Origin of the sequence: Streptomyces sp. NPDC032198 (genome assembly GCF_040636975.1) — a bacterium.
Classification (GTDB): Bacteria; Actinomycetota; Actinomycetes; order Streptomycetales; family Streptomycetaceae; genus Streptomyces.
In genome coordinates, this window is record NZ_JBEZVL010000003.1 from 488,072 (window position 1) to 507,066 (window position 18,995).

14 protein-coding genes are annotated in these 18,995 nt (G+C 71.1%); 7 read left to right on the forward strand and 7 right to left on the reverse strand.

The genetic code is table 11. From position 1 onward, the window contains the following. Window positions 1–40 precede the first annotated feature (40 nt). The 4 genes from AB0E78_RS10210 to narI are packed head-to-tail and all read left to right on the forward strand — an operon-like array spanning window position 41 to window position 6,638. The gene (locus AB0E78_RS10210; RefSeq protein WP_361830206.1) at window positions 41–3,733 is read left to right on the forward strand and encodes a nitrate reductase subunit alpha; all 3,693 of its coding nucleotides are present in this window, start codon (window positions 41–43) and stop codon (window positions 3,731–3,733) included. A gap of 3 nt (window positions 3,734–3,736) precedes the next feature. Further along, on the forward strand, window positions 3,737–5,350 hold the full coding sequence (narH, locus tag AB0E78_RS10215) for a nitrate reductase subunit beta (protein ID WP_361830208.1): 1,614 nt from the start codon (window positions 3,737–3,739) through the stop codon (window positions 5,348–5,350). Then, on the forward strand, window positions 5,347–5,916 hold the full coding sequence (gene narJ / locus AB0E78_RS10220) for a nitrate reductase molybdenum cofactor assembly chaperone (protein WP_361830210.1): 570 nt from the start codon (window positions 5,347–5,349) through the stop codon (window positions 5,914–5,916). The genes narH and narJ overlap by 4 nt, the downstream gene beginning before the upstream one ends. Then, window positions 5,916–6,638 carry a respiratory nitrate reductase subunit gamma gene (gene narI, locus AB0E78_RS10225; protein WP_361830211.1) on the forward strand — a complete coding sequence of 241 codons (723 nt, stop codon included), beginning with the start codon at window positions 5,916–5,918 and terminating at the stop codon, window positions 6,636–6,638. The genes narJ and narI overlap by 1 nt, the downstream gene beginning before the upstream one ends. A gap of 9 nt (window positions 6,639–6,647) precedes the next feature. Here the strand turns inward: narI and dnaK are convergent, their stop codons facing one another. Continuing rightward, complete coding sequence (gene dnaK / locus AB0E78_RS10230) at window positions 6,648–8,516, reverse strand: molecular chaperone DnaK (protein ID WP_361830212.1); 1,869 nt, start codon at window positions 8,514–8,516, stop codon at window positions 6,648–6,650. Between the two features lie 156 nt (window positions 8,517–8,672). Continuing rightward, window positions 8,673–9,098 carry an OsmC family protein gene (locus tag AB0E78_RS10235; protein ID WP_361830214.1) on the reverse strand — a complete coding sequence of 142 codons (426 nt, stop codon included), beginning with the start codon at window positions 9,096–9,098 and terminating at the stop codon, window positions 8,673–8,675. 227 nt (window positions 9,099–9,325) lie between these two features. On the opposite strand from AB0E78_RS10235, the gene AB0E78_RS10240 reads away from it, so the two are divergent. Further along, window positions 9,326–10,960 (forward strand): DUF6345 domain-containing protein, encoded by a 1,635-nt coding sequence (locus tag AB0E78_RS10240; RefSeq protein WP_361830216.1) that lies wholly within the window; start codon window positions 9,326–9,328, stop codon window positions 10,958–10,960. 4 nt (window positions 10,961–10,964) lie between these two features. On the opposite strand, the gene AB0E78_RS10245 is transcribed toward AB0E78_RS10240, so the two are convergent. The 3 genes from AB0E78_RS10245 to AB0E78_RS10255 form a co-directional block, all read right to left on the reverse strand. Further along, window positions 10,965–12,365: an amino acid permease gene (locus tag AB0E78_RS10245; protein WP_361830217.1), complete on the reverse strand. Its 1,401-nt coding sequence runs from the start codon at window positions 12,363–12,365 to the stop codon at window positions 10,965–10,967. Window positions 12,366–12,447: 82 nt separating this feature from the next. After that, window positions 12,448–14,595 carry a phage holin family protein gene (locus AB0E78_RS10250; RefSeq protein WP_361830219.1) on the reverse strand — a complete coding sequence of 716 codons (2,148 nt, stop codon included), beginning with the start codon at window positions 14,593–14,595 and terminating at the stop codon, window positions 12,448–12,450. Between the two features lie 77 nt (window positions 14,596–14,672). Beyond that, window positions 14,673–15,077 (reverse strand): hypothetical protein, encoded by a 405-nt coding sequence (locus AB0E78_RS10255; RefSeq protein ID WP_361830457.1) that lies wholly within the window; start codon window positions 15,075–15,077, stop codon window positions 14,673–14,675. Between the two features lie 118 nt (window positions 15,078–15,195). Here AB0E78_RS10255 and AB0E78_RS10260 point away from each other — a divergent pair, with 118 nt between their 5' ends. Next, window positions 15,196–15,984 (forward strand): MBL fold metallo-hydrolase, encoded by a 789-nt coding sequence (locus tag AB0E78_RS10260; protein ID WP_361830221.1) that lies wholly within the window; start codon window positions 15,196–15,198, stop codon window positions 15,982–15,984. Further along, a complete protein-coding gene (locus AB0E78_RS10265) occupies window positions 15,981–16,598 on the forward strand; it encodes a VTT domain-containing protein (protein WP_361830223.1) in 618 nt (205 codons plus the stop codon). Before AB0E78_RS10260 ends, AB0E78_RS10265 begins: the two co-directional genes overlap by 4 nt. Here the strand turns inward: AB0E78_RS10265 and AB0E78_RS10270 are convergent. Beyond that, window positions 16,549–17,721: an MBL fold metallo-hydrolase gene (locus AB0E78_RS10270; RefSeq protein ID WP_361830225.1), complete on the reverse strand. Its 1,173-nt coding sequence runs from the start codon at window positions 17,719–17,721 to the stop codon at window positions 16,549–16,551. The genes AB0E78_RS10265 and AB0E78_RS10270 overlap by 50 nt on opposite strands. Next, window positions 17,718–18,965, reverse strand: a complete 1,248-nt coding sequence (locus AB0E78_RS10275) for an aminotransferase class I/II-fold pyridoxal phosphate-dependent enzyme (RefSeq protein WP_361830227.1) — start codon at window positions 18,963–18,965, stop codon at window positions 17,718–17,720. Before AB0E78_RS10275 ends, AB0E78_RS10270 begins: the two co-directional genes overlap by 4 nt. Window positions 18,966–18,995: the final 30 nt, after the last annotated feature.

Sequence of the window (18,995 nt, forward strand, 5' to 3'; positions counted from 1 at the left end):
GGCCTAGGTTCGTTGAAAGGCAGACCTAGGGAGCTCAAGCGTGACAGAGACGACCGAGCCCGGCGCCGCGCTGCTGCGCGCGGGGAAGTTCTTCCGCCGCGGCACCACCGCCCCCGACCTGCACAGCATCGGCCTCGTCGGCGGCCGGGACGCGGACGCCTTCTACCGGGACCGGTGGAGCCACGACAAGGTCGTGAACTCGACGCACGGCGTGAACTGCACGGGCTCCTGCCGCTGGAAGGTGTACGTCAAGGACGGCATCATCACCTGGGAGACCCAGCAGACCGACTACCCCTCCGTCGGCCCCGACCGGCCGGAGTACGAGCCGCGCGGCTGCCCGCGCGGCGCCGCGTTCTCCTGGTACACGTACTCGCCGACCCGGGTGCGCTATCCGTATCTGCGGGGCGTGCTCCTGGAGATGTACCGCGAGGCGAAGTCCCGGCTCAAGGACCCGGTGCTCGCCTGGGCGGACATCCAGGGCGATCCGGAGCGGCGCAGGACGTACCAGCAGGCGCGCGGCAAGGGCGGTCTGGTGCGGGCGACCTGGGACGAGGCCGTCGAGATCATCGCGGCGGCGCACGTCCACACGATCAAGACGCACGGCCCGGACCGGGTCGCGGGCTTCTCCCCCATCCCCGCGATGTCGATGGTGTCGCACGCGGCGGGCGCCCGCTTCATGTCGCTGATCGGCGCGCCCATGCTGTCGTTCTACGACTGGTACGCGGACCTGCCGGTCGCCTCGCCGCAGGTGTTCGGCGACCAGACCGACGTACCGGAGTCGGGTGACTGGTGGGACGCCGCGTATCTGATGATGTGGGGCTCGAACGTCCCGGTGACGCGGACGCCGGACGCGCACTGGATGGCGGAGGCGCGCTACCGGGGCCAGAAAGTCGTGGTCGTCGCGCCCGACTACGCCGACAACGCCAAGTTCGCCGACGAGTGGCTGCACCCGCACCCCGGCACGGACGGCGCGCTGGCGATCGCGATGGGCCACGTCATCCTCAAGGAGTTCTTCGTCGACCGGCAGACGGACTTCTTCACCGACTACGTGCGCAAGTTCACCGATCTGCCCTTCCTGGTGACGCTGGCCGAGCGGGACGGCGCGTACGTCCCGTCGAAGTTCCTGCGCGCCACCGACCTCGGGCAGAGCGGCGAGGGCGGCGACTGGAAGACGGCGGTCCTCGACGAGAACACCGGGCAGCCGGCCGTGCCGAACGGCTCGCTCGGCTTCCGCTGGACCGACTCCGGCAAGGGCAAGTGGAATCTGGAGCTCGGCAACATCAAGCCGCAGCTCTCCCTGCACGACTCCGATGTCGCGACGGGCGTCGAGGTGCTGCTCCCGCGCTTCGACACCGAGGGCGGCACACACGGTCAGGGGCGTGGTGAGATCGTCCGCCGCGGGGTGCCCGCCACGCGGCTCGGCGGGCAGGACGGGCCGCTGGTCACGACGGTCTTCGACCTGCTGCTCGCGCAGTACGGCGTCGGGCGCGAGGGCCTGCCGGGCGAGTGGCCTTCCTCGTACGAGGATGCCGACGCGCCCGGCACCCCGGCCTGGCAGGAGGCGCACACCTCGGTCCCGGCCGCGAAGGCGGTGAAGATCGCGCGGGAGTTCGCGCGGACCGCCGAGAAGTCGCATGGACGCTGCATGATCCTCATGGGGGCGGGGACCAACCACTGGTTCCACTCCGAGACGATCTACCGCGCCTTCCTGGCTCTGCTCCAGCTCACCGGCTGCCAGGGCCGCAACGGCGGCGGCTGGGCGCACTACGTGGGGCAGGAGAAGTGCCGTCCCGCGACCGGCTGGGCGACGCTGGCCAGCGCCAACGACTGGAGCAGGCCGCCGCGGCAGATGATCGGCGCCGCGTACTGGTTCCTGAACACCGACCAGTGGCGCTACGACAAGTTCGCCGCGGACGTGCTCGCCTCGCCCCTTGGCGAGGGACGGTTCGCGGGGATGACGGGCGCGGACTGCCTGGCCCTTTCGGCGCGCACCGGCTGGATGCCCTCGTATCCGACGTTCGACCGCAACTCCCTTGATCTGGGCGACACTTCAGGGGCTTCTGGTGACCCGGTCGCCAACGTCGTCGACGAGCTCAAGGCGGGCACGCTCAACTTCGCCTGCGAGGACCCGGACGCCCCGGAGAACTGGCCGCGCGTCCTGACCCTGTGGCGGGCCAATCTGCTCGGCTCGTCCGCGAAGGGCGCGGAGTACTTCACCAAGCACCTGCTCGGCACGCACTCCTCGCTGCGTGCGGAGGAGGCGTCGCCGGACGAGCGGCCCTCGACGGTGACGTGGCGGGACGAGGCCCCCGAGGGCAAGCTCGATCTGCTCGTCTCGCTGGACTTCCGGCAGACGTCGTCGACGCTGCTCTCGGACGTGGTCCTGCCCGCGGCGACCTGGTACGAGAAGCACGACCTGTCCTCCACGGACATGCACCCCTACGTCCACTCCTTCACCCCCGCGGTCGACCCGCCCTGGCAGGCCCGCACCGACTTCGACACGTTCAAGGCGATCGCGGACCGGCTCAGCGAGCTGTCCGTGGAGCATCTCGGCGTACGCAAGGACGTCGTCGCCACCGCGCTCCAGCACGACACCCCCGGCGAGACCGCGCAGCCCGGCGGTGTCGTCCTGGACTGGCGCAAGGGCGAGTGCGAGGCGATCCCGGGCAAGACCATGCCGGGCCTGACGGTGGTCGAGCGGGACTACACGGCGATCGGCGCCAAGTTCGCCGCGCTCGGCCCGCTGGCGGAGAAGCTCGGCCTGCCCGCGAAGGGCATCGCACTGCGGCCCGACCAGGAGGTCGACGAGCTGCGCGAGCGCAACGGCGTCGTGCGCGGCGGCCCCGCCGACGGGCGCCCCGCCCTGGACACGGCGGTCAAGGCGGCGAACACGATCCTCGCCCTGTCCGGCACGACGAACGGCCGCCTGGCCACGCAGGGCTTCCACACCCTGGAGGAGCGCACGGGCCAGGAGATGGCGCACCTGGCGGCCGAGCACGAGGGCAAGCGCATCACGTACGCGGACACCCAGGCGGCGCCCGTGCCGGTGATCACCTCGCCCGAGTGGTCGGGCAGCGAGGCCGGTGGCCGGCGCTACACGGCGTTCACGCTCAACACCGAGCACCTGAAGCCCTGGCACACCCTCACCGGGCGCCAGCACTTCTTCCTCGACCACGACTGGATCCACGAGCTGGGCGAGGCGATGCCCGTTTACCGGCCGCCCCTGGACATGAACCGCCTCTTCGGGGAGCCACGGCTTGGCCCGGACGGCGAAAAGGAAGTGACGGTCCGCTACCTCACCCCGCACAACAAGTGGTCCATCCACTCCGAGTACCAGGACAACCTCTTCATGCTGTCGCTCTCCCGGGGCGGCCAGTGCATCTGGATGGCGCCGCAGGACGCGGACGCGATCGGCGTGAAGGACAACGACTGGATCGAGGCGGTCAACCGCAACGGCGTGGTGGTGGCACGGGCGGTCGTCTCGCACCGGATGCCGGCCGGCACGGTCTACATGCACCACGCGCAGGAACGCACGGTGAACGTCCCCAAGGCGGAGACCACCGGAAAGCGCGGCGGCATCCACAACTCCCTGACCCGTCTGATCCTCAAGCCGTCCCATCTCATCGGCGGCTACGCCCAGTTGTCGTGGGCCTTCAACTACCTGGGCCCGACGGGCAACCAGCGCGACGAGGTGACGGTCATCCGCCGCCGCTCGCAGAAGGTGGAGTACTGACACATGCGCGTCATGGCACAGATCGCGATGGTCATGAACCTCGACAAGTGCATCGGCTGCCACACCTGCTCCGTCACCTGCAAGCAGGCGTGGACCAACCGGGACGGCATGGAGTACGTCTGGTTCAACAACGTCGAGACCCGGCCCGGCCAGGGCTATCCGCGCCGCTACGAGGACCAGGAGAAGTGGCGCGGCGGCTGGGAGCTGAACAAGCGGGGCGCCCTGAAGCTCAAGAACGGCGGCCGGATCAAGGCCCTCCTGGAGATCTTCTCCAACCCCAAGCTGCCGGAGATCAAGGACTACTACGAGCCCTGGACGTACGAGTACAAGAACCTCACCGACGCCCCGCTGGGCGACGACTACCCGGTCGCCGAGCCGCGCTCGCTGATCAGCGGCAAACCCATGAAGATCGAGTGGTCGTCGAACTGGGACGACAACCTGGGCGGCGCGACGGAGTACGGCGATCTCGACCCCATGGTGGCCAAGACGCGCGAGAAGGCCGCCGAGAAGGTGAAGTTCGCCTTCGAGCAGACCTTCATGTTCTATCTGCCGCGGATCTGCGAGCACTGCCTGAACCCGGCGTGTGTGGCGTCCTGCCCGTCCGGGGCGATGTACAAGCGCGAGGAGGACGGCATCGTCCTGGTCGACCAGGACGCCTGCCGGGGCTGGCGCAAGTGCGTGACGGGCTGCCCGTACAAGAAGGTGTACTTCAACCATCGGACCGGCAAGGCCGAGAAGTGCACGATGTGCTACCCGCGCCTTGAGGTGGGGCTGCCCACCGTCTGCTCGGAGACGTGCGTGGGGCGCCTGCGCTACCTCGGCGTGATCCTCTACGACGCCGACAAGGTGACCGAGGCGGCGTCCGTCAAGGACGACAAGGCGCTGTACGAGGCCCAGTTGGGGGTGTTTCTCGACCCGGAGGACCCCGAGGTGCGGCGCGAGGCCGAGAAGGCCGGGATCGGCCACGACTGGATCGAGGCGGCGCGGCGCTCCCCCGTGCGCGCGCTGATCAGCACGTACAAGGTGGCGCTTCCGCTGCATCCGGAGTACCGGACGATGCCGATGGTCTGGTACATCCCGCCGCTCTCCCCGGTCGTGGACGCGCTGAGCGAGACCGGGCACGACGGCGAGGACCTGGACAACCTCTTCGGCGCGATCGACACCCTGCGCATCCCGCTCGAATACCTGGCGGAGATCTTCACGGCCGGTGACATGGGTCCGGTGCGGTCCTCCCTGGAGAAGCTGGCGGCGATGCGGGCGCACATGCGGGCCATCAACCTCGGTGACCGGCCGGACAGTTCGGTGGCCGAGGCCGTGGGCATGTCGGGCCAGGAGATCGAGGAGATGTACCACCTCCTTGCCATCGCCAAGTACGAGGACCGCTACGTCATCCCGACCGCCGCGGTCGGTGACGCGCAGCGCCTGGAGGAGTCCGCGCTGCCGGACTCGTGCAGCCTCGACTACGAGGACGGTCCGGGGATGGGCGGCGACGGCCCCTTCGGGCAGGACTCGGGCCGCAAACAGCTGCCGCTGGTGACCATCGAGAACTTCCACGCGCTGCGGGACCGGCAGACCGCCGACGAGCAGCCCCCCGCCTCCGAGAAGGACACCCTGTGAGCGAGAACGCCGTGCTCTACCAGGCAGCCGCGCACTGCCTGTCCTACCCGGACGAGGAGTTCCGCGGCCTGCTGCCGCAACTGACGTCGGCCGCACCGGAGTTGAACGGTTTCCTGACGTACGCGGCGGCGGCCGATCCGTCCGGCCTCGCCGCGCACTACGTCCAGGTCTTCGACTTCAAGAACCGCCACAGCCTGTACCTGAGCTGGTGGCGCGACGGTGACACGCGGCGGCGCGGGATGGCGCTGGTGCGCTTCAAGGAGGTCTACCGCGAGCACGGCATGGAGTTCACCGGCGAGGAGCTGCCGGACTTCCTGCCCGCCGTCCTGGAGTTCTCGGCGCACGCGGGGCCGGTCCTCCTGGAGGAGAACCGGCCGGGCCTCGAACTGCTGCGGCTCGCCCTCACCGACTTCGGCACGCCCTACGCGCCCATCCTCGAAGCGGTGTGCGCGACGCTGCCGGGGCCCTCGCCGAAGGACCGGGCGGCGGCACAGGCGCTCGCCCGGTCGGGGCCGCCGCGGGAGGACGTCGGCCTCGAACCCTTCGCACTGATCGGGGAGCACTGATGAGAACACTGCTCTGGGGCGTCATCCCGTACGTGGCCGTCGTCCTGCTCGTGGCAGGCCTCCTGTGGCGCTACCGCTACGACAAGTTCGGCTGGACGACGCGCTCTTCGCAGGTGTACGAGTCGAAGCTCCTGAACATCGCGTCGCCGATGTTCCATTACGGCATCCTGTTCGTGCTCGTCGGGCACCTGGTGGGGCTGTTCGTCCCGGAGTCGTGGACGGAGAAGGTGGGCGTGAAGGAGCACACGTACCACCTGTTCTCGCTGTACGGGGGCACGGCGGCGGGCGTCCTGCTCGTCCTCGGCATCCTGCTGCTGCTCTACCGGCGGCGGACGAACGCGCCGGTGTTCCGGGCGACGACCGCCAACGACAAGCTGATGTACCTCGTGCTGTTCGCGGCGATCGTGCTCGGCATGGTGGCCAAGCTGACGCACGCCTCGGGCGACGGCTACAACTACCGTGAGTCGATCGCCCCTTGGGCGCGGAGCCTGTTCACCCTGCAGCCGGACACGGATCTGATGGCGGGCGTCCCCGTCCTCTACCAGATCCACGCGGTGGTGGGGATGGCCCTGTTCGCGCTGATCCCGTTCACGCGGCTCGTGCACATGTTCAGTGCGCCCGTGCAGTACCTGTTCCGCCCGTACGTGGTGTACCGGAGCAAGGACCCCCGCCGGGTGGGACCGCGTCCGGAGCGGCGGGGGTGGGAGAAGACGGGGTCGTGACCGGGTGCGCTACTCCCCCGCTCCCTTCCTTGGCTCCCCCGGCTTCTCGTCGTCCACGATCTCCGCGTCGACCACGCCGTCCTCGGGAGGGGCTCCCGGAGCTTCCTGCTCCTGGGCGCCCTCGCCGGCAGCCGCGTACATGGCCTGCCCCATCCGCTGGCTGACCGAGCCGAGCTTCTCGACGCCCGCGCGCAGTGCCGCCGTGTCGTCGGGCCTGTCCTTCAGGATGCCCTTCAACTCCGTTGCCGCCGCGCCCACTTCGGTCCTGGTGTCCGCGGGGATCCGCTCCTCGTTCTCCCGCAGGAACCGCTCCGTCTGGTAGACGAGCTGCTCCGCCTGGTTGCGGGTCTCGGCGGCGTCGCGCCGCTTGCGGTCCTCCTCCGCGTGCTCCTCCGCCTCCCGCACCATGCGGTTGATGTCGTCCTTGGGCAGCGCGGAGCCGCCCGTCACCGTCATGCGCTGCTCGCGGCCCGTCGCCTCGTCCTTGGCGGACACGTGCATGATGCCGTTGGCGTCGATGTCGAAGGTGACCTCGATCTTGGGCACGCCGCGCGGCGCCGGTGGCAGTCCGGTGAGGTCGAAGACGCCGAGCTTCTTGTTGTACGCGGCGATCTCCCGCTCCCCCTGGAAGACCTGGATGCCGACCGAGGGCTGGTTGTCCTCGGCGGTCGAGAAGGTCTCCGAACGCCGGGTGGGAATCGTCGTGTTGCGTTCGATGAGCTTGGTCATGATGCCGCCCTTGGTCTCGATCCCGAGGGACAGCGGCGTCACGTCCAGGAGCAGCACGTCCTTCACGTCACCCCTGATCACACCGGCCTGGAGCGCCGCACCGAGCGCCACCACCTCGTCGGGGTTGACCCCCTTGTGCGGTTCGCTGCCGGTGAGTTCCTTGACCAGTTCCGTCACCGCGGGCATCCGTGTCGAACCGCCCACCAGGATCACGTGGTCGATGGCCGACAGCTTGATGCCGGCGTCCTTCACCGCCTGGTGGAAGGGGCCGCGGCAGCGCTCCAGCAAGTCCGCCGTCAGCTCCTGGAACTGGGCGCGGGTCAGCTTCTCCGCCAGGTGCAGGGGGCCGTCCGCCGACGCCGTGACGTACGGCAGGTTGATGTCCGTCTCGCTCGACGACGACAGCTCGATCTTCGCCTTCTCGGCCCCCTCGCGCAGGCGTTGCAGCGCCATCTTGTCCTTGCCGAGGTCCACTCCGTGCGCGTTCTTGAACTGCCGCACGAGGTACTCGACGATGCGCTGGTCCCAGTCGTCGCCGCCCAGCTTCGTATCGCCGTTGGTGGCCTTCACCTCGATGACGCCCTCGCCCATCTCCAGGAGCGAGACGTCGAAGGTGCCGCCGCCGAGGTCGAAGACGAGGACCGTCTGGTCGTCGCCCTTGTCGAGGCCATAGGCGAGGGCCGCGGCCGTCGGTTCGTTGATGATGCGGAGCACGTTCAGGCCCGCGATCTCACCGGCCTCCTTGGTGGCCTGGCGCTGGGTGTCGTCGAAGTACGCGGGGACCGTGACGACCGCGTCCGTGACGTCCTCGCCCAGGTAGGACTCGGCGTCACGCTTGAGTTTCTGCAGGACGCGGGCGGACAGCTCCTGCGCGGTGTACCGGGTGCCGTCCACGGATCCGCCCTCGGGGAACCGCCAACTCCCGTCGCCCATGTGCCGTTTGACGGAGCGTGCGGTGCGCTCCACGTTGGTGACCGCCTGCCGTTTGGCGACCTCTCCGACGAGGACGTCGCCGTTCTTCGCGAAGGCGATGACCGACGGGGTGGTGCGCGCTCCCTCCGCGTTGGCGACGACCGTGGGATCACCGCCCTCCAGGACGGCCACCACCGAGTTCGTCGTACCGAGGTCGATCCCGACTGCACGTGCCATGTCCAGTCCCCTTCCACCACGAGCCCGTTTCCCGGCGTACTTCGACCTCCATCACAAAACTTGAGCGGCATATTGTCAATGCCGCCCATGGCTGTGCCGCCGCCCCGGAGGACGGCGGCACGGCCGGAAAATGGCGTGAAGCCGTACGTCAGTACGTCAGGCGAGCTTCGCCGACAGCGTGATGGTCGTGCCCGTCAGCGCCTGGCTCACGGGGCAGTTCTTCTTGGCGTCCTCGGCGGCGGAGGTGAACGCGGCCTCGTCGAGACCCGGCACCTCGCCCTCGACGGTGAGGTGGATGCCGGTGATGCCGGTGCCGGGCTGGAAGGTGACGTCGGCGGAGGTGGTCAGCCGGGTGGGCGGGGTGCCCGCGCCCGTCAGACCGTGCGACAGCGCCATGGAGAAGCAGCTGGAGTGCGCGGCGGCGATCAGCTCTTCCGGGCTGGTCTTGCCGTTGGCCTGCTCGGCGCGGGACGGCCAGGAAACGGCCTGCTCCCCGATCCCGGAGGAGTCGAAGGTGACGGTTCCCGAGCCCTCCGTCAGAGAGCCTTCCCAGACCGTGTGCGCGGAGCGCGTGGTAGCCACGATGTAGATCCCTTCAGTGCGGTTCCGTGATGCGTCCCGGAACGTCCGTGCGCCCATCCGATCACATCCGGGCGGTCCAGCCGGGAAACCCGGGGTGTCTGAGGCACCACGGCAGTCCCGGGGCGTGGTCGCTATGGCCGAAATGCCAACTGTGCACGGCGCGTCTGCGGTGACACTTTGAGGCCCCCTCGCCCACGGGACGAGGAGTCCACTCAGGGGGTTTGGCCATGCGCATGAACTACTCGGAACGCGGTCCGTCTCCACTGGAAGGCGCGAAGCCAGGGGCCGCCGGTGACCGCGACTCGACGTTCGGCTGGTGGGGCGCCTTCAGCATCCAGAAGTTCGTCAACCAGAACACTCTCTTCCACACGCACGAAGACGCCACCGGATGGCTCGCCTACCTCCAGCAGTTCTACGACCGCAACTTCTGGTTCGCGGACGGCGGGGCGCAGGTGTGGGCGTACGAGGAGACGTACGACAACTGGCAGGACCGGTACGGCATGGACGCGGTGGTCGCCGTCTACCACTCGGGCCACGGCGGCATGGACGGCAACGGCGTCTTCTTCGCACCGCTCGGCGCGGTCTGGGACGGCCGCAGCGACGCGATCTCGAACCGGATGGCGCTGGGCAACGAGAAGGCCAACTACGTCTTCTGGTCCACCTGCAACTCGGTCCGCGTGCTCGGCGGGCACTCCCCCATCCGCACCTGGGCGGGACCCAACATCGGCTTCCGCATGATCTTCGGGTTCGAGACCGTCAGCATCGACAGCCCGGACTACGGCAAGAAGTTCTGGGAGAAGTGGCGGGCCGGGCAGACGTTCACCGACGCGTGGCTGAACGCGAGCTGGGACATCTACAAGGGGCAGGCGCCCTCGGTCGCCGCGGTCGGCGCCAACCAGGCCGAGGCCACGGCCCGGCTCAACGGCGAGCGGACCCTCTACCGCGAGCACGTGCCGGACAACTGGTACGCATGGCGCTGGTTCAACGCCCGCGACTCCCTCAGGGAGCCGCTGACGCAGGCGCCGGACAGCCCGCAGATCGTGCAGCTCGCGCCGCGCGACCCGGGCGAGGAGCTCGCCAGGATGGGCCGCATCGCGGACTTCCCCTCGGCGGCGCTGCAAGAGGTGCAGGTCGAGCGGCAGGGCGTGCTCAGCGCCACCTCCGGTGACCGGACCGTCTCCACGGCTCCGCACGCGATCCGGTGGGTCAAGCTCGCCGATGCCAACCACCGCAACCTGCGGCGACTGCCCACGGAGCGGGCGGTCGAGGCGGCGCGCACGTTCGCCGAGCGGCACGCCGACGGCGCCGAACTCGTCGTGGACAGCGTGCACGACCTGATGCAGAACTCCGGGGCGAAGGACGGCTCCGAGCTCGGGGAGCCGGTGTCCCTGGAGACCCATGTGACGTTCCGGCAGGTCTTCGACGGCATACCGGTCATCACGCCCGACCGCGGTCTCATCCGTGTGGTCCTGGACAACGACGCGACCGTCGTCCAGGCACAGATCGCCACGCGCGAGACCACCGGCACGACGCGCGAGCCGAGCACCGACATCGCACCGCCTCCCTCGGGCGGCAAGGGCGCCGCAGCCGCACCGCGGACGCGCGACCCGCGCCAGGCGCTCGCCGCCGCCCAGCGCAAGCTGCTCGCCGAGCTCGCCGCCGTCACGGCCGACGAGCAGAGCGGCCAGGGCGCGGCGGCACGGCGCGAGCCCGAGGTCAGGGACGTGCCCGGCACGTTCGACGTCGGCTATGAGATCGAGGGCAACGAGGCCTACCCGGCCGCCCGCAAGCTCATCGAGATCGGGGCGGCGGACAGCATGTTCGTCACCCGTCGCTGGGTGGTCGCGGCGCTCGCCAGGTAATCCGTCAGCGGGTGGCGGTCCGCTCCCTGCGGGCCGCCATCCAGGCGTAGACGAGCACGCCCGCGAAGAGGAACAGGACGCCCTGGTAGACGGCCGCGTATCCGGAGCCGGCGACCAGCCACATGGAGAAGCCGAACGCGACGCCCGCGAGGATGCCGTCCCGCGCCAGGCGGGCGCGGTTGACGCGCTCGCCCTGCCCGGAGACCAGGAAGTAGATCTGCGCGGCGGTGGCCAGGAGGTAGGGCACGGTCGCGGTGAACGTGGTGATCAGGACGAGGGACTCGAAGACGGCACCCGAGCCCGCCGTGTAGTTGTAGACGGTGAGCAGCGAGGCCAGGACGACGGTGACCAGGACACCCACGGTCGGCACGCCGCGCTTCTTCTTGCCGAAGGCGCTCGGGAAGAGTCCGTCCTTGGCTGCGGCGTACGGCGTCTGGGCGCTCAGCAGGGTCCAGCCGTTGAGGGCGCCGACCATCGAGACGAGCGCGGCGACCGCCACCGCCGTACCGCCCCAGGAGCCGCCGAACATGACGTCGACGGCGTCCGAGAACGGCGCGGTGGAGCCGACGAGCCTGTCGTGGGCGACGGTGCCGAAGACGGCGAGGGTGCCCAGCAGATAGACGAGGGCGGCGCCGAGGGTGCCGAGGATGGTGGCGCGCCCGACATTGCGGCGCGGGTCGCGTACCTCACCGGCGCTGACGGCGGCCGACTCCACCCCCAGGTAGGAGAAGAGCAGGATCGCGGCGGACGCGGAGATCGCACCGGCCGGGCTGTCCTCGCCGGCCTGGAAGGGCCCGAGGTTGGCGCTGTCGAAGAAGAAGAGCCCGCCGACCGCGACCAGGAGCAGGGGCAGGAACTTCAGCACGGTGGCGACGAGTTGGACCGCGCCGACGTAGCGGGTGCCCGCGAGGTTCGCCAGCGCGGGAAGCAGTTGCAGGACGAGGGCGGCGAGGCAGGCGGTCCACTGGTGGTCGTTGACCGGTATCAGGACGTCCAGATAGCCGACGGCGGCGACGGCGAGCGCGGCGTTCGACACCCAGGTGGTGGCCCAGTAGGACCACGCCGCGAGGAAGCCCGCGAAGTCGCCGAACGCGGCGCGCGCGTAGACGTACGGCCCGCCGGTACGCGGATCGCGCTGCGCGAGCCGCCCGAAGACGAGGGCGAGGGCGATGGCGCCCGCGGTCAGGACGCCGAACGCGACGAGGCTGATGGTCCCGAAGGGAGCGACGGAGGCCGGGAGCAGGAAGATGCCGCCGCCGATGATGTTGCCCATGACGAGGCAGGTGGCGATCGGGAGACCGAAGCGTCGAGCGTGCCTGCTGCCCGGCTCCTCGTGCCGCTCCGTCCGCTGTTCTTCCTGGTCGGGGGCCGGAGCCGACTGGATCGCGGTTCCGGTGTCGTGCATGGGGTGGTGCCTCTCATCGTGCCGGACGCCCGGGATCGCCGGGGCGAGAGACATGGTCGGGCACGACGGGAACCGTACAAAATCAGTGGGTATTGTCCTGCGCGGCAGGGTCGGCGACCGCAAAAGCTGTGTTGTCGGGGCCCTCGTGCCGGGAATCGTCCGCAGCCTCTCCGTCCCCTCCCACCAGCGGAATCTCCGGGCCCTGGTACTCGCCGAGCCAGCGCCGGAGCACGTCGTGGACCCGCTCGGCGCCAACGAGTTCGTGTCCGTCGTCGACCGGCGCGGAGAGCACGAGGGGCGACAGGAGGAAGGGCTGGGTCTGGGCGCCGCCGAGTCCGCCGTGCGAGCCGATCTGCTCCTCGAAGGCGAGGACTTCGCCGTCCTGGGGGTCGTACCAGGAGTTGACCATGATGTCGGCGACGTGCGGGAAGCCGTCGGTGCGGCGCACGGCGTCGGCGGCGCCGGGCCCGAAGTCCGTGAGCGGCCCGAGGTCACCGGGCTCCTCGTCGAGGTACACCTCGCTGCCGCGCGCGCCGAGGACGACCGGGCCGCGCTCCTTGCTGCGTACGAGGAGGAAGCCGATGCCCGGGTGGTTGGCGAGGGTGGGCAGCAGCGCCGGATGGCGCAGGTCGATCTCCTCGCGGGTCATGCGGTGCGGGACGTCGGGGAAGGAGATGAGCCCGAGGTTGCCGGAGGCGAGGACGATGGGCTCCGCGCGGCGGGCGGGGCGGTGCTCTCCCGCGCCCTCCTCGACGGGGCGGCGCAGCGCGGCGCGGACCGTCGAGCGGGCCTCGGCGCCGCTGTGCGTGCGCTGCGCCTTGCGTGGCACGGGCAGGCCGCAGCCGGCCCGTGCCAGGTCGCCGAGGGTGAGGCCGTACCGGGCGTGGAAGGTCTCGCCGGGGCTCTGGCCGTGGTCGGAGAGGACCACGATGCGGTAGGCGCGGGGGGCGTGTTCGGCGACCTTCGCGATCAGCGCGAGGGACCGGTCGAGCCGCTGGAGCACCTTCTCCACGTCGGGGCCCGTGGGCCCCGAGTGGTGGGCCACTTCGTCGTACGCGACGAGGTCGGCGTAGACCGCGGTGCGCCCCGCGAGCAGGTCGCCGATGACCGCGGTGACGACGACGTCGCGCTCGACGACGGTCGCGAAGGCGCGGATGAAGGGGTAGAGCCCGCCCCGGCCGACGCGCGGGCGCCGCTTCCTGATCCGGGCGCGGGTCGACTCGCCGATCTCGCGGCCGACCTCGGCGACGAAGGACAGGGCGGTGCGGACGGCGTTGGCGGGGTCGGAGAAGTAGGCGAAGTACCCGGCGCGCGAACGGTTCTCCTTGCCGCGGCGCGCGGCCATGGAGAGCACGAGGGCGACCTGTTCGGCGCCGCCGCTGAAGAGGTTGCCGCGGCTCGCGCCGTCGAGGGTGAGGAGGCCGCCGTCGCCGGTGCGCTCGATGGCGCGGCGCTGGAGCTCGACGGCGGATGCGGGCCGGTTGGAGACCATGACCTCCCCGGTGTCCTTCTCGTACCAGCGGAAGGCGGGGACGTCGTGGTTGGAGCCGTGCAGGATGCCGAGCTGGCTCGCGCCGGTCTGGCTGGACCAGTCGGTGCGCCAGGGGGTGAGGCGGTGGCTCCGCGTGCCCTCCTGGCCGAGCCAGACCGCGACGGTCGGCATGAGTCCCTTGTCGACGGCGGTGCGCAGGACGTCGTGGCCGACGCCGTCGAGCTGGATGAAGACGGTGCCGGGCGGCACGGGACCGACCCGCCCCTCGGCTAGGCGGCGGCGCCTGCGGTCGGAGAGCCGGTAGAGGCGGCGGCGGTAGGCGTCGTCGTCGCGGACGGCGAGGGCACCGCCGGTGGCGGAGGCGACGGCGGACATGACGGCGGCGACGACGACCGCGGTCTCGGCGTTGGCCTCACCCCGGCCGTCCGGGATCAGGCTGAGGGCGAGCAGGAGCAGCGACCCGTTGAGGAAGAAGGCGAGCAGCCCGAGCACGAGCGCCGGCACGAGCAGCAGCGCCCGCACGAGCAGCGGCCACACCAGCGAGGAGAGCAGTCCGAAGGCTCCGGCACCGAGGGCGGCGGTGACCGCGATGCGGGTGGCGCTGTCGCCGTCGTCGGACTGCAGCTGGAAGTCGGGCAGGATCCCGGCGAGCGCCAGCATGGTGAGCGTGCTGACCAGCCATACGGCGACGGATCTCCACAGCGCACTGCCGACCGACCGCCATCGCTCTCGCCCCACGCCGTGCCGCCTCACGTTTCATGACAGATCAGGACACCAGCGTGTCACAGGGGCAAGGGCCGGGTGGGCGGCAGGTGTCAGCGGCCGTCGTACCCCGCGGTCGGCATGGAGAGCCGCCGGTGGACATGGGCCTTCATCACCGCGTCGTACGACGGTTCCTCCAGGCCCGCCGTCTCGATCCGCACCCCGCGCCGCCCGCACTCCGCGGTGAACTCGTCGGGTGCGCGCAGCGCCCGGTCGAGGACCCGGCGGCTCGGCACGACGAACAGGTCCACGAGTCCCTCGTCCACGTCGGCCCAGAGCACGGCGTGATCGGCGGGCAGCCCGCGGACGACGAGTTCCCGGGTGACGACGTACCCCCGGGCCGCGGCCCACCGCGCGCACATCGCGTGCTGGCTGCGCGAGTCCACCAGGAAGGGGTCGGCGTCCAGTTCCTCCAGCGGTGTCAGGCTGGCGATCGCGGCGACCCGCACCCCTGTCACGCTTGCGGCGTCTGCCATCGCGTCCCCCCTCACCTCTGGCGTCCTCACCACGGGCGTCAGCCGAAGACCCTACTCCTGGCCGTAGGCTCGTAAACAGTCGCGCGAAGGAGGAACCGGAGTGCCGGTGGAGATCACCTGGTGGGGTCATGCCACCTGCACGGTCGAGGATTCGGGTGTCCGGGTGCTCACCGACCCGCTGTTCGCCCGCCGCCTCGCCCATCTGCGCCGGCGCAGGGGCGCGCTTCCACCGCCCGAGGCGGCCGTCGCCGACGCCGTGCTCCTGTCCCATCTGCACGCCGACCATCTGCATCTGCCCTCCCTCGCACGGATCGCGCCCGGCACCCGGGTACTGCTGCCGCGCGGCGCCCGCCGGCAGGTGCCGGGGCTCGCCCGCAGGCTCTCCCATCTGCGCCTCATCGACGTCGTGCCGGGCGACGAGGTGCGGATCGGGGACCTCGACGTGCGCGTGGTGACGGCGCGGCACGACGGGCGGCGGCTGCCCGTGGGACCGCACGGCACGCCCGCGCTCGGCTTCGTGGTGCGGGGCGAGGCACGGACCTACTTCGCCGGGGACACCGGGCTCTTCGACTCGATGGCCGACGAGGTCGGGGACATCGACGTGGCGCTGCTTCCGGTCGGCGGCTGGGGGCCGTATCTCGGCCATGGTCATCTCGACGCGGCGCGCGCGGCGCTCGCCCTGTCGAGGATCGCGCCGCGCAGCGCGGTGCCGGTGCACTACGGCACGTACTGGCCGATCGGAATGGACGCCGTACGGCCGCATGAATTCCACACACCGGGAGAGGAGCTCGTGCGCCAGGCGGCGCGGATCGCGCCCGAGGTGACCGTGCACCGCCTGGGGCACGGCGAGAGCGTGTGGCCAGAGGTCACCAAGGGAGACCCTCAGTGATCCTCGCCCTGACGGCCCAGGTGACACCGGAGTCGACCCAGCAGGCCGTGGGCTATCCGTCGTTGTTCCTGCTCATCGTGGTCGGTGCGCTGGTGCCGGTGGTGCCGACGGGCGCGCTGGTCAGCTCGGCCGCGGTGGTGGCCTTCCACCAGGAGGCGCCCCTCGCGCTGCTCGTGGTGTTCGGCATCTCGGCGTTCGCGGCGTTCCTCGGGGACATGGCGCTGTACTGGCTCGGGCGGCGCGGCATGCACTCCAAGAACGGCTCGCGCTGGCTGGCGGCGATCCGTGACCGGGCGCCCGAGGAGCGGCTGGCGCAGGCGCAGGAGAAACTCGCCGACCACGGCGTGCTGGTCCTCGTCCTGTCCCGGCTCGTGCCGGCCGGGCGGATCCCGGTAATGCTGGCCTGTCTGATGGCGAAGATGCCGCTGCGCGAGTTCGCCCGCGGTGACGTGCCGGCGTGCCTCGCCTGGGCCGTGACGTACCAGCTGATCGGCATTCTCGGCGGCTCCCTCTTCAAGGAGCCGTGGCAGGGCGTGGTGGTGGCGGTCGGTCTGACGGTGCTGATCAGCGTGGCGCCGACGGTGTGGCGCAAGGTCCGGCGTACGGCGTCCTAGGTGCGTCGGCCGCATCGGCCGCTTTGGTGTCATGCGCCTCATGGGCTTCATGCGTCTCATGGGACCCATCGGCCCGGGTGAGTACGCGGGACGCCCCGACCGGCAGGTCCCACAGGTCCTGGCGGGGCAGTCCCGCCTCCTCCCAGGCCGTACGGACCCGGGTCAACGGTTCGAGGACCGGCTCACCCGACAGCAGGAACGTGCCCCAGTGCATCGGGGCGAGACGGCGCGCCCCGACGTCGGCGGCCGCCCGCACCGCCTCCTCCGGATCGCAGTGGACGTCGCTGAGCCACCACCGCGGGTGGTAGGCGCCGATCGGCAGGAGGGCTAGGTCGATGCCGGGATAGCGGGCGCCGATCCGCTCGAACCAGTGGCCGTAGCCCGTGTCGCCCGCGAAATAGACGCGCTGCCCGTCGGCGTCGGTGAGGATCCAGCCGCCCCACAGCGTCCGGCACGTGTCGACGAGGCTCCGCTTGGACCAGTGGTGGGCGGGCACGAAGTCGAGGCGCACGCCGGACAGTTCGGCGGCCTCCCACCAGTCCAGCTCGGTGACCTTGCTGAACCGGCGGCGCGTGAACCACCGGCCGAGCCCCGCGGGCACGAACACCGGTGTGTCCCTGGGGAGTGCGGCGAGGGTCGGGGCGTCCAGGTGGTCGTAGTGGTTGTGGCTGATGACGACCGCGTCGACGCGCGGCAGCGCGCTCCAGGCCACGCCTGGGGGCGTGACGCGGGCCGGGGTGCCGAGGATCTTGCGGGACCAGACGGGATCGGTGAGGACCGTGAGACCACCGATCCGCACGACCCAGCTGGCGTGGCCCACCCAGGTGACGGCGATGGTGCGGTGGTCCACGCGCGGCAGGGGCCCCGGCTCGAAGGGCAGCCGTTGAATGTCCGCGAGACCTTCGGGCGCGGGCCGCAGGGCCCCTTCACGGGCGAACCGCGCGAAGGCACGCAGGCCGGGCAGCGGCGCGGTGAGCCGGTCGGCGAACGACTTCGGCCACAGGCGGGGGACGCCGAGGTCAACGGGTCGGACCTCCGCGGGTCTGACGCGGGCGGGTGTCTGATGCGTGTGCGCTTGTTGCTTCTGCGACTGCGATTGCGTCTGTTGCGTCTGTTGCGTCACCGAGGAGGCTCCATTCGCTGTGCTGCTGCGCGGAGATCACCGAAGGCCGATCCAAGCATGCTCAACGCCCTTTCCACGTGCGGCAATTCCAGCGCGTCCGGTGCGGCGAGGGACGCGAGGCGCTCCTGCCGGGTGGAGCCGAGCAGAGGTCCGGTGGACAGACGTACGCGCAGTGCCCCCAGTTCGTCGCCGAAGCGGTGGCTGCCGGGGGCGGGCATGGCGAGGCGTTCACCGAGGAAGTCCTCCAGGTCCTGCGAGTCGCCGACACCGCGCGCGGCGAGGGCAGGGCGGAGCGGCCCGAGGTCCACGTAGAAGTGACGGCCCGCCGCCGGGGGCCGGGCGAGCGCGCCCGCCGCGAGCACCGCGCGCTGGGCGGCGGCGGCCACGCGCGCGTGCAGGCGGGTCGCACGGGCGAGGCGGTCGGTGACCTCGTCCGGCTCGCCGAGGGCGTACGACGCCGCCGCGCCGACCGGCGCCGCGACGGACGCCCCGAGTGCGGTGAGGACGTCCAGGGTGCGGGCCCGCAGTGCCTCGCCCCGCGCACCGGCCGGAAACCGGGCTATCGCGGCGGGCCAGCCCGGCGGCAGGAACGGTCCGGAGAGATCGGTGAGGACCGTCACCCGTTCGGGATCCATCTCGGCGGGGCCGACGAGCACCGTGTCGTGCGGCCGGTGCAGGGTGTCGCGCCAGGTCTCGTCGCTGACGATGTGCAGCCCCTCGTCCGCCGCCGCCTCCACGGCTTCGTGCAGCACTTCGGGCGGCGGCACGGTGGCGGTGGGGTCGTCGGCGACGGAGAGCACGAGGAGGCGCGGGGTGCCGCCCTCGGCGCGGATGCGACGGACGGTCTCCAGGAGGGCGTACGGGTCGGGGACGCCACCGCACTCGGCGGGCGTCGGCACGTGGTAGACCGACCGGCCGAGCAGCCGCACCTGCGGCGCCCACCAGGCGGGACACGGACGCGGGAGCAGGACGTCGCCGTCACCGAGGGCGACGGTCAGCGCGAGCAGCAGGGGCGCGGCACCCGGCGCGGCGGCGACCTGGCTCCGCTCCGCCGGGAGGCCGCGCCGGGCCCAGTAGCCACTCGCGGCGTCCAGGAGGGCGGGGCCGCCGCCCGGGGGTTCGGCGTGGGCGCGGCCCGCGGCACCGGCGAGCACGGCGGACAGCTCGGGCAGGACCGGGAGGCCCGGCTCCGGCAGGGGAGGTCCGTACCGGACAGGGCCACGGCCTTCGGGTTCCGTCCGCATGGCCCCATCGAAACGCGGCGGGCCGTTCCG

Coding starts and splice junctions, on each gene's coding strand:
- AB0E78_RS10245 (WP_361830217.1), bottom strand. CDS start 12,365: ATGCACGACACCGGAACCGCGATCCAGTCGGCTCCGGCCCCCGACCAG.
- AB0E78_RS10240 (WP_361830216.1), top strand. CDS start 9,326: ATGCGCATGAACTACTCGGAACGCGGTCCGTCTCCACTGGAAGGCGCG.
- dnaK (WP_361830212.1), bottom strand. CDS start 8,516: ATGGCACGTGCAGTCGGGATCGACCTCGGTACGACGAACTCGGTGGTG.
- narI (WP_361830211.1), top strand. CDS start 5,916: ATGAGAACACTGCTCTGGGGCGTCATCCCGTACGTGGCCGTCGTCCTG.
- AB0E78_RS10275 (WP_361830227.1), bottom strand. CDS start 18,965: ATGCGGACGGAACCCGAAGGCCGTGGCCCTGTCCGGTACGGACCTCCC.
- narH (WP_361830208.1), top strand. CDS start 3,737: ATGCGCGTCATGGCACAGATCGCGATGGTCATGAACCTCGACAAGTGC.